A 14545-nucleotide genomic window follows, 5' to 3' on the forward strand; every position below is an offset into this window, starting at 1 on the left:
GAGTCTGAAAGTCGCCGCACCTGCTGATAGGTGCATGTTCTATAGGTCTGGCGCAAGCGCGTCGCCGTCGCCGTCGCCGCGGCAGCGATCGAGCAGCGTTCGGCACATGTCGTTGACTAGGCCGAGTTCCACGAGCGACCGGCGGCACCATGCGTCGTGAAGGCGAGTGACGCCGAGGCGCTTGAGCTCATGATAGAGTTCCACTGCGTTCCTGTTCGAGAAGGCGGCCGCCTCCCCGGTAGACGCGATTGATGCTGCCAGGTTGACGAGGTCGTCTCTCGCGACGCCCTTTCCCTTCTTCCTGCGGATGATCTCGATCTTGGCCGACGCAGTAGCGTTCGCCGTCTCCTCGAAGCCGAGACCCAGGATCTCGCAGGCATCTCGGATCGCGACATGCGTCAGAATCAAGATCTCGTCGCCGCGCTCGGTCTGTGACAATGGTGCGCGCGGCAGTCTCGCCGGATTGACGTGCATGTTGCGCGTGGTCGCACCCTGGGTGCCTTCTACGTAAAACGGGATGTGCCTGTCGCGCATGGCCTTGAGAACGCGTGCCCACGGCTTCTCGCCAGGGAACCGCATCATGGCGCTGCGCAGGGGAACGAAACCGGCAGGTGGTGTCTGGCGAATCGCCGTGGCATGGAGGTGGCGGGCAAAGTCGTCGACCGACCCGGTGCGTAGTTGCTGCCCTTGCAGGATCACGGCGCCCGCATGGTCGTGCGCTTCGAGCAGTTCGAGCGCGATCATCTGCCCGATCGCGTATACAGGAAGTTCGAACCGGGCACCGACCGCTTCGGGTGATACCGAATTCCGCAGAATTCGCCGAAGTTCATCGACGTCGTCCGCGTCGTATCGCACGCGCTTGCGCAGGCCGCCGGGCAGTTCCTCCCATCTCAGGGCTGCGGATTTGCGGAGTTGTTCGAGCTGCCGCGACGAGGTCCACAGCAACGTGTTGGTCTCCGTCGCCGTGTAGTAGCGGACGTCCTTCGCGAAGGTCTTGACCTTGCGGCCGTCAATGTCGGGGAACGCCATGGCGACGAGCTGCTGCTCCTCAGCCACCGAACGCTGCGCGATCCATCGGATGTCGCGCCGCATCGCGTCGTAGGCGGCCACGTTCCCCGCGATCTCGCCGAGCCTGGCGTCGGTGAACGAACGGATCGAAGCCGGCCAGCCCCTGAGGAGGGCGGCGCCGCGCCCGACCACGTCGGCAACAATGGCGGCATCAGCTGAGAGCAGCCTGTCCACGCCGCGGCCGCTGAATTCCAGGCTGCTGATGACGGCGGCCTTGAGAGCCACGTTCACCAGGGCGGTGCGGGAGAACGCCTGCATGGCATCCGGCAGCTGTTGCACGGCATTCTGGCCGATGTCGGGATTGCGCGACATGAGGTCGGCGAAGAGGCGGTAGTCGTCGGCCGATGCGACCGGCAGCGGATCTTCGCTGGACGGTGGGATAGGGTCGCCGCACTTTTCGCAGGCCGCGATCCCACGCGTATGCCGCCAGCCGAGCGGACCGCATACCGGGCAGACGTCCACGAGGAGTTCCAGTGACTCGGGACAGTAGGGCAGCAGGCGATTCAGCCAGTCGCTGCGGTGATACGGCTTGGCCTGCAGCGACTGGGGGGCGATCCGCCGACGTTCGAAGTCGAAGAACCTGCGTGGCGCGTGGAGGTCGGCCAGCGCCACGAGCCTCCTCTGGTCCGTCGGCGCGAAGGCGATCGCGTGCAGGTTCTCGGACTCGGTGCGCATGATGCGGGCCAGGCGCTCGATCGTGTCGGGGCCGGTGCATTGGATCAGACCGGTCCTCGGCATCTGGATGCCGCCGCCCTCGAGTGCGGTCGGGATATCGTGGAGTCGGTGCTGCCGGCAGGCGGCCGCCAGCGCGCCGACCAGGCTCTCGCGCGGATCGGGCACGTATTCGAACCGCAGGCGCTTGAACGGGGCGTCGGCGACCTTCACGAGCCGCCGCGCTTCGAGAACGGGTCGTGGAGCACCCATTTCAGCTTCATGGCGAAGCCGCGGGTCGCGACGCTCATGTCATGCCGCTCGATCACGGGCGATCCGCGACGTAGCGCGTGCTGCGCCGCCTCGCATACGACACGGCACACGCGACCGACGTGCCCGCCGCTGACCGTCACGAGCTGCGTGCGGAAGCCCGCCTTGTCGAGGCCGCTCGGCTCATCCATGATCTTTGCGTCGACCATCGATTGGTCGAGGCGTTCGCAGAAGGTGAGGAAGAGCTCCTTGTCGTGAGCGTCACCGCGGGGATCGAGCGGTTTCAGCTGGAGCGGCGTGCCGAGGCGGGAGGCGAACTTGCCGTTCTTCTCGAAGAACTTCTCGGCGTCCTCGTCCCCGACGAGAATGAGCGGCAGGATGCCACGGTTCAGGAAGGTCTTGAACCGGTCGGTGACCTGCCTGGCATCAGTGGTCTTTCGATCGAGGTGCTGCACCTCGTCGCCGACGATCCCCTCGACGCCCAGTCTGCGGGACATGGTGAGGATGCGATCCTCGAGATCCTCGATCTTCGCGTTGCGATCGTTCCAGTGGTCGTCGCCCATCTCGTAGAGGATGCGGCGGAGCCAGGTCGCGACCGACGTGGTCTTGTCCAGCTCGATGCACAGGATCTGGTGCGGGTTGGGCGGCAGCCCCGCCTCGGCCCGCCTCAACGCCGCCATTCGAACGAGATGTTCGATCATGCGCGACTTTCCGGCGTTGCTGTGCTCGGAAAGGCAGCGACCGTCGATCGGCCCACCGAGGAGCGACTGCATGGACTTGAGGTAGCTGAGCAGCTGCTCCACCACGATGGTCTGGGGCTCGTGCTCGATGTAGTTCGTCTTGAAGAAGGGGACGACCGCCTCGACCCTCGCGTTGCGGGCGGGATCGGTGAACACCGGCTTGGAATCGCCGCGGACGGGTGGCGGCTGGACGCCGAGCGGATCCTTTTTCGCGTTGGTCACGCATCATCTCCCGTGGAGGAATCCTCGGAGCGGCGGTCATCGTCCGCGTCCCAGTCGATGCCGCCGTCCAGGTCCTCCTGCTCCTGGTCGGCGACGAGCATGTCGAGATTGGACCGGGGCGCGGGATCGAGCCCGCCCCAGTCGCCCGCCGGGCCACGGTTCATGTCCGCGCGCGTGTCCGTGGCCTCGTCAGGACCGTCTGCGGAGCGCGACTGCGTGGGACCGAGCGGAACGTCCGCCCGCTGCGTGCCGCCCAGGTCCGTTGGGATCATGAAGGCGGAGAAGTCGGTGAGGTCGGGGTCGTCGGCGACGTTGCGCGCCTTCGCGCGCACTTCCGCACGCTCGAGGACCGCGCCTGCCTTCTTGGCGATGGCATAGGGGAGATTGTGCAGATCCTCCCACTGCTGCTGGAGGGACTCCGCCCGGCGCAGGGCGCGCTGCTCCGCCGTCTGCGCGCCGGTGCTGCCCTCGATCATGCAGGACTGGTGGAACCTGTGCTCGAACCGCGTGAGGAACAGGGTGTAGTCGGGATCGTCCGACCAGAGCTCGACGAAGTCGTTGCCGGCCTCGTCCATGATCTCGATGACGTCGAGGTTCCAGTCGAAGACCCGCAACCACACGTCGCACTTCGCGGTGCCCTCCAACCGCTTGGAGAAAGCCTGGGCGGCGAGGTTGCTCGAAAGCGTCTGCGTCACCCCCTCGCGGTTCCACCTGTAGGTGATGTTGTCGTGGACGACGCCGTCGGTCGTGAGCACCCCGCGCACCGTGCGCGCGAGGTTGCGCCGGACGTCCTTGGGGTCGCTGAACCGAGTCCGCTGGGCCGAGATGAACTCGAGCATGACATCATTGGGCTTCCGCCAGCCGATGGCCTCGTGCCCGGTGTCGTTCCATTCGAGTCGGAGCGCTTCCAGCTTCTGCGCGAAGCTGGCACGGGTCATTGCTGCCTCCTTCATCGGATCGCGGCGGATCGAGCGCCGGCGACTACGGGCGGACAGAACGGTGCCAGGTTCACCTTCCAACCTGCGCTTCAGCCATCCGAAGTAGTTCTCGACGCTGGACTTCTCGTCCGACCCGTATCTCTTCGCCAGTTCGACGCGTCCGATGACGCTCGCGAGGTTTCCGATCGCGGACGGCGGTATGATGGCCTTGTCGTTGTCGCCCCGCAGAAGACCCTGACGGCCGAAGAACAGAACGCGCATGGGATCGGCGGCCATGTCCTCCTCGGTGAGGACCGGGGGCGTGAGCGCGCCCATGAGCGCATACATCCCCATCTCGGACCTGTAGGGTCCGCTGAAGGGGGTGGTCGGATATGCGAAGAGCGCGCAAGCATCCATCACCTGCACGATCTTCATCTTGTTGCTGGGGATCTCGGCGTCGGCCGAGAACAGGCACACCTGCTCGAACTCGGTTCCATCTATGTAGGCGAGCTGGAACGGACGGGTGATCGGCATGCTCTCGCCGGAGGCGAGGAAATACCGATTGGCTTCGTGCGGCCCGTGCTTGGAGGTCCAAGCCTCCATGTCCTCGCACTTGTTGATGCGGTTCACGACCGTGCTCTTGTGCGGCGGGGCATCGCCCAGGCCGGTGGCCCCCGCCTCCTTCAGCCGGTGCCAGGCGGCGACGGTCAGCGCGTAGGCGTCCATCTTCTTGATGGCGTCGACCGACCAGTGGAGAGCCATCGCCTGATGCACGAGCCTGTCGACGATCGGCGGCAGTGGCGAGCGGCCCTTCTCCCGGCCGCTGCGGTTCATCATGACGCCGACCTTCTCACCGAAGGCTTCGAGATTGTTCATCCAGCGGATGATCGAGCGGCCCGATGCGATCTCGTCATCCGGATACATCTCCTTGGCGAAGTCTTCGAGCACCGTCGCGGATCGGGGCTTGCCCTGGACAAGCGCTGCGAGCGCGAGTTCGTATTTGCGGACGGCCCTGGGCTGCTTGGCGAGGCAGGCCGTCCGGTCCCACCCGAGATAGCGTCCGCGCCATTCGGTGAGCGTCGCCTCGCTTGCGGTGAACTCGCGCAGACGACCCGCTGCGAACTCGTCCAGCAGCCACTGGACGGTGGGGCGCACCCTCACGCCGGGTGCCGCCTCGACGAAGAACTCGTCTTCGGTCCCTTCGACGACGAAGCGCAGGACGAAGTCGTCCACCTCCTCGACGAAGGAGATACGCACGCCGTCGTGCGCGAAAACGGTGCCGGCGGGGATGCGGAGCGGGCTCGGCATCAGGCAGCCTGCCGCTGGAAGCGCGCGAGCAGCTCGCGGAGCGCGAACGCGCTCGCGGGTCGCGGCGCCGTCACGATGGTGTCGGCGGTCGGCTCCGACGAGAGATCGAAGTCCACCACGCGCCGCATGAGCATGGCATAGAGCTTGTCGACCGCGTGGGCCTGGTGGCCGCCCAGTGCGGCGACGACGTCGGCGTAGCGCGCCCGCCCGCCAGCCGCCATGACGGTGGCGCGGGCGGCGCGGCCTTCAGTCGACGGGTCGAAGCTGGTGAGGCGGGCCTCCATCGCGATGCCGTGCGCCCTCTGCACCTCGTCCCTGCGGAAAACGGTCCCCTTGATCCTGAGCAGCGTGTCCATGCCCGAGGCCGACATCGCCATGTCGATCCGTTCGAGCGGCCTCCGGATGCCGTCCGCCTGGAACCACGCGTCGTCCGACTTGATCTCGCCGAAGCGGACGCTGTGGTCGTCGTATTCCATCCCGACGTCGGGATACTTGTGGATCACGCGTCCATCCGCGCGGCGGAACGTCAGCCGGAGCGGCTGGAACTGGAAGTCGAGGTAGCGTGGCGACATCTCGAGGTGGTCGGCGACGGCCGGTTCGTTCGGCCCTTCGAAGAACTGGAGGCGCTTCGGCTTCTCGAAGAAGCCGGCGCTCGTCCCGTAGTCCTTGTCGTAGGTCATGCCCGTGCGAACGATGCCGAGATCGTCCGCGGCCTCGATGCCGATCAGGATCCAGCCGGCAGGGTCCTTGGCGCCGTTGAGATGGTCGGCGACGGCATGCCGGTGCGGCACGCGCATGACAGGATGGCGCGGAGGGCGCCGAGACGGGCTCCAGCGCGCGAGTGGATGCGCGTGGGTGAAGGCGGGGAGCCGCGAGGTGGGGACACTCGCCGCACCCACACTTGACGAACCGCTCGCCTCGGCCACCGGCTGCTCGGAATCTGCATCCCCGATCCGCTGTTCGTCTCGCAACATCTGCAACGCCTTCCGCAACCTGCGTGACGGAGCGGCAGCGTCACCGACGCGTCGACTCAGTCAGTCGCATTCTTATTCGGAAGTGGCATATATGCGGTTCGGACGGGGCAACAACAGAATTCTCGCGTTTTTATTCGACAATCGCGACTTTGGTGGTTAACGAGCGCGAATGGAAACGGACAAGGATCGCGAGCTTTCGCTTCCGTCGGAGCTGGTCGCGGCCTTTAAGGATCGTGCGGCCGTCGAGGCGGACGTCTGGCGGCGCCTTACGCCGTCGCAGAGGGCAAGGGCGCTGACGCGCTTCGAGGCGCTGCGGCGCTGGGATGGAGGGCGCGGCGAGTTGGGGGTCGAGGCGGCCGCCACTCTCGCGGGGGACATGAGCGTCAGCCGTTTCTACCGCATCGCCGCGGAGTGGCGCGACGCGCCCTCCCTTGCTTCGCTCGGCGTCTTCGCGCGCGCGGGCGCGCGTAAGTCAAAGGTCGGCAGCGACGTTCTCGACGCGTTGACTGACGCCGCCCGGCAGGTGATCCTGCTGTTCGGCGACATGTCGACCAGCGCGCTGGTCGATCGGATCGTTCGCTTCGCGCGCCTGCCCGAGGGCGCGAAGCTCCCCGGCACGACGAAGCTGCGCGAGATCGTGCAGGCGGAGCAGCGGCGGATCGCTTCCTCGATGCCGCTCGGCCAGGTGATCCTGTCCGATTGCGTCGCGACGTCGCTGCCCCGCGGGGATGGACGTCCCCACATCGGCTTCCTCTGCATGGATGCGGGCACCGGCGCGGTGCTGGGCGTCGCCGTCGGCTCGATCGAGGCGGTGGTCCGGGGGCACAGCGCGGCCGCGAACGACGCACTGCGGACGATGGAGCGCAAGGGCGGGCGGTGGCGCTGGTCGAACGTGTTCTCCGTGATGCGCATCACGGCCGGCGAGGACGTCGCCAGGATATCGAGCGTCATGCACGAACTGAACGCCCGGTTCCGGGACACTCACTTCATTCTCGAGCGCGGGGAGCGGCGCTATGGCCGGATGATCGCCCGGACGCTGGGTCCGCGCCTCGGCAAGGTGACATTCACGCCGACGCGCACCCTGGCAGGCGAGGCGCTCGCCGCGAACGGCGACATGACCGCCTGGACCGAAGCCGACGCCTATGACGCGCTACGCCGCGCTGCCGACGCGCACAACGACGGGATCGACCTGGCCCGCGCGGGGTCCGCTGAACCGCCGCCGAACCTGTACGATGCGCTGGCGACGCTGGGCGGCAAGCACGACTAGATCGGTTCGGCTGCCGCCGCGCTGCCGCTGAGCGCGGCATTGTGCCGGCGGATCGCCTGTTCCACTTCCGCCGCTGCGGCGTGCCGATCTAGCGGAGCGACGGCGCGGGCGGCGAGCAGGCGATCCGGGTTGGCGGTGTGCGGCCGGTGCAGGATCCGCATCCCGCCGACCGTGCGGCCCAGGTTGCCGACGATCGTCGAGCCCGTTGATCTTCCGGCACGCACGGGTTCCCGGCCTAGGCGCGCGAGGTGCACCGGCAGCACTTCTTCGCGGTCGGCGGCGGAGACCTCGACCTGCAGGTCGGCGGGAACATCGTCCATGGTCGCGAACGCTCGGGCGAGGGCCAGCGCCGCGCTGGCGCGCTTGCCGGGATCCAGCGAGACGTCGGCGCCGGTGATCGTCCGTTCGGGCAGCAGCATGGCGATCGCGACTTCCGGGAACATGGTGCCGCCGCCGTGCACCGTGGGCAGTTCGGCCCATACGCGTCCAACCACGATGCGGCGCGGCTCGTCGGTCCGGATGGGGCTGGTGGCGCGCGAGTCCATGACATATGTCCAAAGGGCTCCGCGCGAGGGCGTGACGGTGCCCGCCGCATCGCATCGTCGCGCCACCTCGCGGAGCAGGTCGGCCAGCTTCGCATCCGCGCCGAGTTCGTCGATGACCTCGACCACGATCGACCGCGATTTCTCGGGCACGCCGTCGCGCCGCGTCCTGGGCCGCCCGCGCTCTCCCGCCCCGACCATCTGCGGCTTGCGGTGGAGGCGCCAGGCCTTGGCCAGCCGGTAGAACTGGGCGACGCCGATGCCGATCTCGCCGGCATGCCGTTCCGCATCGGCGCGCGTCGGGCGCTCGATGGCGAGATAGCGGTCCAGCACGCCGATCCGGCGCCTGACCTCGCCGCGACGCAGCGGGTCGATACCCGACAGGTCGAGTTCGCTCATGCTCTTTTCCTTCTCGTAAGGCTCTTCCCCGCCCCTCCCCCCGGACTGGCAGTCAGGTGCCGTCAGCTTGACGGCGCGATCGCGCTCGGGACGGCGCTCCCGATCCGCCTCGCATCGACGCGGCGGCGCTGGCCGAAGCGCGGCCACTCGTCGCGGACCGATCTGAAGCGCGCCGCGCCAGCCGTCGCCAGCCGGGCGTGCGACGAGCGCCCCCGCTTCGGCGAGGCATGCCCGAACGGGCGCTGGAACGATCGAGGGCTAAGGGCGTCCGGCGCGTATCAGAAGGCAGATCCACCTATGGCAGACACCGGAACATCCATGACGCGCACCATCGATCGCCGCCAGCTTCTGCGCGGTGCCACGCTGACCGGCGGCGGCCTCGCTCTCGCGGCCTACATGCCCGCCTGGGCGCAGTCGGTATCCGCAGGGATCGTCAAGCCGCTGCCGACGGTGTCGGGCGAGGACATCACCCTGCGCATCGCGCACCAGATGATGATGATCGACGGTCGCGAGAGCCACGCCATCGGCATCAACGGCACGGTGCCGGCCCCGCTCATCCGCCTGCGCGAAGGCCAGAACGTGCGGCTGCACGTCGAGAACGCGCTCGACGAGGACAGCTCGATCCACTGGCACGGGCTCATCCTGCCGTTCCACATGGACGGCGTGCCCGGCGTCAGCTTCCCCGGCATCAAGCCGCGCTCGACCTTCACCTACGAATTCCCGATCGTGCAGTCGGGCACCTACTGGTATCACAGCCATTCGGGCCTGCAGGAGCAGCTCGGCCACTACGGCCCGATCGTCATCGACCCCAAGGGCGCCGACCCGATCCAGTCGGACCGCGAGCACGTGATCGTGCTGTCCGACCACAGCCAGATGCACCCGCACATCATCTTCAAGAAGCTCAAGCAGCAGGGCGGCTACTTCAACTTCCAGAAACAGACGCTGGCCGGCCTGCTCGCGGGCAAGGACCAGTCGGCCAAGGAACGGCTGGAATGGGGCGCCATGCGCATGGACCCCACCGACGTCTCCGACGTGACCGGCAGCACCTACACCTATCTCGTCAACGGCCACGGCCCGCGCGACAACTGGACCGGCCTCTTCCGCCCCGGCGAGCGCGTGCGGCTGCGGATTATCAACGCCTCGGCCATGACGACATTCAACTTCCGCATCCCCGGCCTCAAGATGACCGTCGTTCAGGCCGACGGCCTGCCGGTCCGCCCCGTCGCCGTTGACGAAATGCAGATCGCGGTCGCCGAGACATACGACGTCATCGTCCAGCCCGCCGACGAGCGCGCCTACACGATCGTCGGCGAAAGCGTCGACCGGTCCGGCATGGCGCGCGCCACCCTCGCGCCGCGTGAGGGCATGGCCGCCGCCGTCCCGCCGCTGCGCCGCCGACCGCTCGCCGACATGAAGGACATGGGCATGGGCGGCATGGACCACGGCTCCGGCGGATCGATGGCGGGCATGGACCATTCCGCCATGGGCCACGCCAAGCCGGCAGGCGCGGCGGCACCCGCATGTCCGCCGGAACACGCCGCCATGGGCCATTGCAAGCCGACCGCCGACGCTGCGACCGGCGGTGGTCAGCAGGGCGCGATGGACCACGCGTCGGGCGGCATGGATCACTCGATGCGCGACTTCTCGGTCGCGCCGGAGGTCAAGAAGACGCCGACCGTGCAGACCATTTCGCCGATGCCGGTCGACCGGATGGGCGAGCCGGGTCAGGGCCTCGACGACGTCGGCCACAAGGTTCTGGTCTACACCGACCTGATGGCGGTCGACCGCAACCCGGACGTGCGCGCGCCCGACCGGTCGATGCGCATCCACCTCACCGGCAACATGGAACGCTACATGTGGGCGTTCGACGGCGAGAAGCTCAGCGAGGTCAAAAAGCCGATCCCGTTCCTGAAGGACGAGCGGGTGCGCATCACGCTGGTCAACGACACGATGATGGGTCACCCGATCCATCTGCACGGGCACTTCTTCGAGCTCGTCACGGGTCATGGCGAGTTCGCGCCGCGCAAGCACACGATCCAGGTCCAGCCGGGCGGCACCGCCACGTTCGACGTCACCACCGACGCCGTCGGCGACTGGGCGTTCCACTGCCACATGCTCTACCACATGCACGCCGGGATGATGCAGGTCGTCTCCGTCCGGCCGCGCGACGGAGATACGAAATGAGCCTCGTCCTCAGCGCCATGCTGCTGGCTTCGGCCGCCCAGTGCACGCCCGAACACGCGGCGATGGGCCATTGCAAGATGCCCGCGGCAGCCAAGCCGAAGGCTGCGGCGGCCAAGCCCGCGCCGAAGCCGAAGCCGAAGCCGAAGGCGGCGGCCAAGCCGAAGCCGGCGGTCAAGGCGCCTGCGCGTCCGGCACCGCGTGCCTCAACGTCGCCATCATCCGCCGCGGCGGCCCCAGGTGCGGCGCCGATCGATCCCTCGTGCCCGCCCGAGCATGCGGCGATGGGCCACTGCACGCCCAAGACGTCGGCGGCGCAACAGTCGGCACCCGCTGCGGCTACTGCACCTGCACCTGCACCTGCGCCTGCGGCTGCGGCCGCGACCGATCCCGATTGTCTGCCCGAGCATGCCGCGATGGGTCACTGCACCCCCAAGGCGACCTCGCCTGCCGTCTCTTCGGCCCCCATGGGCAAGGGCGGCACCGCGCTGCCGGCCGGGAACGCACCCGCGCCCGCTGCGCCGGAGGCGAACTACGCCGATCGCGTGTGGGGCCGCGACGCGATGGCACCCGCGCGGACGGCACTGCGCCGCGAGCATGGCGGCATGTCGTATTCGCAGCTGATGCTGAACCTTGCCGAGGTGCAGTTCCGCGACGGCCGTGACGGCTACAGGTGGGACGGCGAGTTCTGGTATGGCGGCGACATCAACCGCCTGACGATCAAGAGCGAGGGCGAGGGGACGTTCCGCGAGAATACCGAGGGCGAGGTGCAGGCGCTCTACAGCCGGGCCGTCGGGCCCTATTTCAACCTGCAGGCTGGCGTCCGCCAGGACTTCGGGCCCGGCCCGGACCGCACCTACGCCACGGTCGGCTTCGAAGGGCTCGCACCTTACTGGTTCGACGTCGAAGGCGCGCTGTTCCTGTCCGACAAGGGCGACGTGTTCGGGCGCCTGGAAGGCTATTACGACCAGCGCATCACCCAGCGGCTCGTGCTGCAGCCTCGCGTCGAGTTGAACCTGTCGGCGCAGGACGTGCCGTCCAGCGGCCTGGGGTCCGGACTGACGGACGCGGAAGCCGGGCTGCGCCTACGCTACGAGATCAAGCGCGAGTTCGCGCCTTATGTCGGCGTGTCTTGGGAGCGCAGGCTCGGCGACACGGCGCGCTATGCCCGCGCCGCGGGCGAGGGCACCGGCGGCTTCAGCGTGGTGGCGGGCGTTCGCGCCTGGTTCTGATTGGCCGGGGGGCGAGCGGGCAGCAGGGAGTAGCCGGATGAAGAACCCCTATGTGAACCTCGCGGTGCAGTCGCTGGTCGGCGGCATCATCATGTATTTCGTCATGTTCGTGATGATCGACCGCCTGTCGAGCTTCTACAACAACCTCAACATGTTCTACATGGCGCTGATGATGGTCACGCCGATGATCGTGCTGATGATCGTCGCCATGCCGCACATGTTCCCGTCGAAGCGCGCCAACGGCTTGCTGCTGGTCGGATCGATCGTCGTGTTCGTCGCGAGCTTTGCGCTCATCCGCACGCAGACGACGATCGGCGACACGGCGTTCCTGCGGTCGATGATCCCCCACCACTCGGGCGCGATCCTGATGTGCCGCGAGGCGTCGCTGCGTGACCCCGAGCTGAAGACGCTGTGCCAGGACATCATCCGCTCGCAGCAGCAGGAAATCGATCAGATGAGGGGGATGCTTGCGCGCCCGTGAGGCGCGCCTGACGTCAAGGGGGGCGAATGCGAAGCACGAGGATGCAGCTGCACATAGGCGCGAGCCGGCTTCACCGCTGGCTGGCGCTCGTCGTGGGGGTTCAGCTCCTGCTCTGGTTCACCAGTGGTCTGGTGATGAGCCTGCTGCCGATCGAGCGCGTGCGTGGCGAGCATCTCGTGCAGCGCGAACCCGCCGGGGTGCTTCCGACGCGGTCCTATGCCCCGCTGGAGCGGATCGCGGCGGGATCGCAAATACGCAGCGCGCGCTATCGCCTGCTTCTCGATCGGCCGATCGTCGAGATCGAGACCGCGCCGGGCACGTTTCGGATTCACGATGCCTTGACCGGGGCGCTGCTTCCCGCGGTCGGTGCCCCGGCCGCGGGCGAGATCGCATCGGCCGCCTACACGGGCCGACCGAAACCCCTGTTCGAGGTGACCCGAGTCACTGCCAACACCGCCGAGTATAAGGGACGGCTGCCCGCCTGGCAGGTCGCGTTCGCCGATCCGGATGCGACGCGCGTCTATGTCGACGAGGCCGGGCGGATCGCCGCCGTGCGCACCGAAACTTGGCGCTTCTACGACTTCTTCTGGGCGCTCCACATCATGGACTGGAGCGAGCACGAGAACTTCAACACGCCATGGCTCAAGGCCTTCGCCGCCGGGGGGCTTCTGCTCGCGATCGCCGGGACGATCCTGCTCTATCTGCGCTGGCCGAGAAGAAGGCGCCGCAGGGCGGAGGGGTAGCCGGTGCTCCCGCGTATGGTGGATGAGCGGGGCAACTGGAGAGTTCGTGTGAGAAAAGCAGTCCTGAGCGCCATCGCCCTCGCCGCCATCGCGGGCGGCACCGCCGTCGCGCAGCAGAGCGGCCATGCCGGTCACCGCCAACCGGGCGGAATGACGATGCAGGCGACGCCTGCCAATCCATATCCGCCGGCCGAGATGCGGATGCACGAGAAGATGATGGCCGCCGTCGGCGCCGACGCGACGGAGACCTGGGTCCGCAAGATGATCGAGCACCATCGCGGCGGCATCGAGATGTCGCGCATCGTGCTGCGCGAGACCCGCGACGCCCGGGTCCGCCAGATGGCGACGAAGACCATCGCGGACCAGACGCGGGAAGTCGGGCAGCTCAACGCGTGGCTGCGCGCGCGCGGCAAGCGCACCCAGTGACCCCCCGGCCCCCGCTGCGGCGGGGGCCACCGGCCGCTTCCCAATCGAGGCGCCCGACTGTTCGGGATCGGACTGAGCCTGTATAGGCGCCGGTCAATTTTACCTTCACCCGGGGCAGCCCATGCACCACGATCAGACCAGCGCGCATGTGCACGAACACGTGTTCCTGGGCGACGCACATGACCATCACGCCCGGCGCACGCGCTACGTCGTCGTCCTCACCGCCGCCATGATGGTCGTCGAGATCGTCGCCGGCTGGCTCACCGGCTCGATGGCGCTGCTTGCCGACGGGTTCCACATGGCGACCCATGCAGGGGCGCTCGGCGTCGCGGCGCTCGCCTACGGCTATGCCCGCCGCCACGCTTCCGATGCGCGCTTCACCTTCGGGACCGGCAAGGTCGGCGAGCTCGCCGGGTTTGCAAGCGCGCTCGTGCTGGCCCTCATAGCGCTTGGGATCGGGGCGGAGTCGATCATGCGCCTCTTCGCGGTGTCGACCATCGCCTATGGCGAAGCGCTCTGGATCGCGGTTCTCGGCCTCGCCGTGAACCTCGTCAGCGCCTGGCTGCTCGGTGCCGATCACCACCAGGGGCATTCGCACGGACATGACCACCATGGTCACGACCACCATGCCCATGGGCACGGCCATCACGACAACAACCTGCGTTCCGCCTACTTCCACGTCCTGGCCGATGCGCTGACGTCGGTCCTGGCCATCGTCGCGCTCCTCGCGGGGCGCTATCTCGGGTGGACCTGGGCCGATGCCGCGATGGGCGTCGTCGGCGCGGTCGTCATCGCCCGCTGGTCGTGGGGGCTGCTGCGCGACACCGGCCGGGTGCTGGTCGACGCAAGCGCGAATTCAGGGCTCGAGCAGGAGATCCGCGAAGGCATAGAGGACGGCGATGCGGTCATCACCGACCTGCATGTCTGGCAGGTCGGCCCCGGCAAGTTCGCAGCGATCGTCTCGCTCGTCGCCGACCAGCCGCTGTCACCGGCCGAATACGCCGCGCGGGTGACGATCCACCAGGAACTGGTCCACGTCACGGTGGAGCTGCACCGCTGCACCGGCGGACACCCGCAATTGCGGGCGGCTTGATTTGCGGGGGCGGCATGGCCGCCCCCGCCCC

General features: G+C 67.9%; 12 protein-coding genes. 7 read left to right on the forward strand and 5 right to left on the reverse strand.

The window, feature by feature from the left end:
* Nucleotides 1–39: 39 nt before the first annotated feature.
* The 4 genes from ACH0BU_RS05365 to ACH0BU_RS05380 are packed head-to-tail and all read right to left on the reverse strand — an operon-like array spanning nt 40 to nt 6150.
* Nucleotides 40–1953, reverse strand: coding sequence for a hypothetical protein (locus tag ACH0BU_RS05365; protein ID WP_500263850.1), 1914 nt, complete (start codon nt 1951–1953; stop codon nt 40–42).
* Complete coding sequence (locus ACH0BU_RS05370; protein WP_296219340.1) at nt 1950–2951, reverse strand: TniB family NTP-binding protein; 1002 nt, start codon at nt 2949–2951, stop codon at nt 1950–1952. Before ACH0BU_RS05370 ends, ACH0BU_RS05365 begins: the two co-directional genes overlap by 4 nt.
* Complete coding sequence (locus ACH0BU_RS05375) at nt 2948–5176, reverse strand: hypothetical protein (RefSeq protein WP_125944792.1); 2229 nt, start codon at nt 5174–5176, stop codon at nt 2948–2950. The genes ACH0BU_RS05370 and ACH0BU_RS05375 overlap by 4 nt, the downstream gene beginning before the upstream one ends.
* Nucleotides 5176–6150, reverse strand: a complete 975-nt coding sequence (locus ACH0BU_RS05380; RefSeq protein ID WP_500263851.1) for a hypothetical protein — start codon at nt 6148–6150, stop codon at nt 5176–5178. Before ACH0BU_RS05380 ends, ACH0BU_RS05375 begins: the two co-directional genes overlap by 1 nt.
* A 169-nt stretch (nt 6151–6319) precedes the next feature.
* On the opposite strand from ACH0BU_RS05380, the gene ACH0BU_RS05385 reads away from it, so the two are divergent.
* Nucleotides 6320–7417 (forward strand): hypothetical protein, encoded by a 1098-nt coding sequence (locus ACH0BU_RS05385; RefSeq protein WP_125944790.1) that lies wholly within the window; start codon nt 6320–6322, stop codon nt 7415–7417.
* Here the strand turns inward: ACH0BU_RS05385 and ACH0BU_RS05390 are convergent.
* The gene (locus tag ACH0BU_RS05390; protein ID WP_500263852.1) at nt 7414–8358 is read right to left on the reverse strand and encodes a hypothetical protein; all 945 of its coding nucleotides are present in this window, start codon (nt 8356–8358) and stop codon (nt 7414–7416) included. The two genes, ACH0BU_RS05385 and ACH0BU_RS05390, sit on opposite strands and share 4 nt — an antisense overlap.
* Before the next feature lie 318 nt (nt 8359–8676).
* On the opposite strand from ACH0BU_RS05390, the gene ACH0BU_RS05395 reads away from it, so the two are divergent.
* The 6 genes from ACH0BU_RS05395 (at nt 8677) to dmeF (ending at nt 14514) form a co-directional block, all read left to right on the forward strand.
* Entirely contained in the window at nt 8677–10542 is a 1866-nt protein-coding gene (locus tag ACH0BU_RS05395) for a copper resistance system multicopper oxidase (protein ID WP_125944788.1), read from the forward strand.
* Complete coding sequence (locus ACH0BU_RS05400) at nt 10539–11771, forward strand: copper resistance protein B (RefSeq protein ID WP_296222521.1); 1233 nt, start codon at nt 10539–10541, stop codon at nt 11769–11771. The genes ACH0BU_RS05395 and ACH0BU_RS05400 overlap by 4 nt, the downstream gene beginning before the upstream one ends.
* A gap of 37 nt (nt 11772–11808) precedes the next feature.
* A complete protein-coding gene (locus ACH0BU_RS05405) occupies nt 11809–12252 on the forward strand; it encodes a DUF305 domain-containing protein (protein WP_296222523.1) in 444 nt (147 codons plus the stop codon).
* 41 nt (nt 12253–12293) lie between these two features.
* The gene (locus ACH0BU_RS05410; RefSeq protein WP_125944785.1) at nt 12294–12995 is read left to right on the forward strand and encodes a PepSY domain-containing protein; all 702 of its coding nucleotides are present in this window, start codon (nt 12294–12296) and stop codon (nt 12993–12995) included.
* A 3-nt stretch (nt 12996–12998) separates the two neighbouring features.
* On the forward strand, nt 12999–13421 hold the full coding sequence (locus ACH0BU_RS05415) for a DUF305 domain-containing protein (RefSeq protein ID WP_241212526.1): 423 nt from the start codon (nt 12999–13001) through the stop codon (nt 13419–13421).
* Between the two features lie 121 nt (nt 13422–13542).
* Nucleotides 13543–14514 (forward strand): CDF family Co(II)/Ni(II) efflux transporter DmeF, encoded by a 972-nt coding sequence (dmeF, locus tag ACH0BU_RS05420; RefSeq protein WP_296222529.1) that lies wholly within the window; start codon nt 13543–13545, stop codon nt 14512–14514.
* The last annotated feature ends 31 nt before the right edge of the window (nt 14515–14545 follow it).

It is taken from the genome of Sphingomonas olei (assembly GCF_045369765.1).
GTDB classification, from domain to species: domain Bacteria; phylum Pseudomonadota; class Alphaproteobacteria; order Sphingomonadales; family Sphingomonadaceae; genus Sphingomonas; species Sphingomonas panaciterrae.

Excerpts from the sequence above, each read along its gene's own strand:
- ACH0BU_RS05375 (WP_125944792.1), bottom strand. The coding sequence starts at position 5,176 with ATGCCGAGCCCGCTCCGCATCCCCGCCGGCACCGTTTTCGCGCACGAC.
- ACH0BU_RS05380 (WP_500263851.1), bottom strand. The coding sequence starts at position 6,150 with ATGTTGCGAGACGAACAGCGGATCGGGGATGCAGATTCCGAGCAGCCG.
- ACH0BU_RS05385 (WP_125944790.1), top strand. The coding sequence starts at position 6,320 with ATGGAAACGGACAAGGATCGCGAGCTTTCGCTTCCGTCGGAGCTGGTC.
- ACH0BU_RS05390 (WP_500263852.1), bottom strand. The coding sequence starts at position 8,358 with ATGAGCGAACTCGACCTGTCGGGTATCGACCCGCTGCGTCGCGGCGAG.
- ACH0BU_RS05395 (WP_125944788.1), top strand. The coding sequence starts at position 8,677 with ATGACGCGCACCATCGATCGCCGCCAGCTTCTGCGCGGTGCCACGCTG.
- ACH0BU_RS05400 (WP_296222521.1), top strand. The coding sequence starts at position 10,539 with ATGAGCCTCGTCCTCAGCGCCATGCTGCTGGCTTCGGCCGCCCAGTGC.
- ACH0BU_RS05405 (WP_296222523.1), top strand. The coding sequence starts at position 11,809 with ATGAAGAACCCCTATGTGAACCTCGCGGTGCAGTCGCTGGTCGGCGGC.
- ACH0BU_RS05410 (WP_125944785.1), top strand. The coding sequence starts at position 12,294 with ATGCAGCTGCACATAGGCGCGAGCCGGCTTCACCGCTGGCTGGCGCTC.
- dmeF (WP_296222529.1), top strand. The coding sequence starts at position 13,543 with ATGCACCACGATCAGACCAGCGCGCATGTGCACGAACACGTGTTCCTG.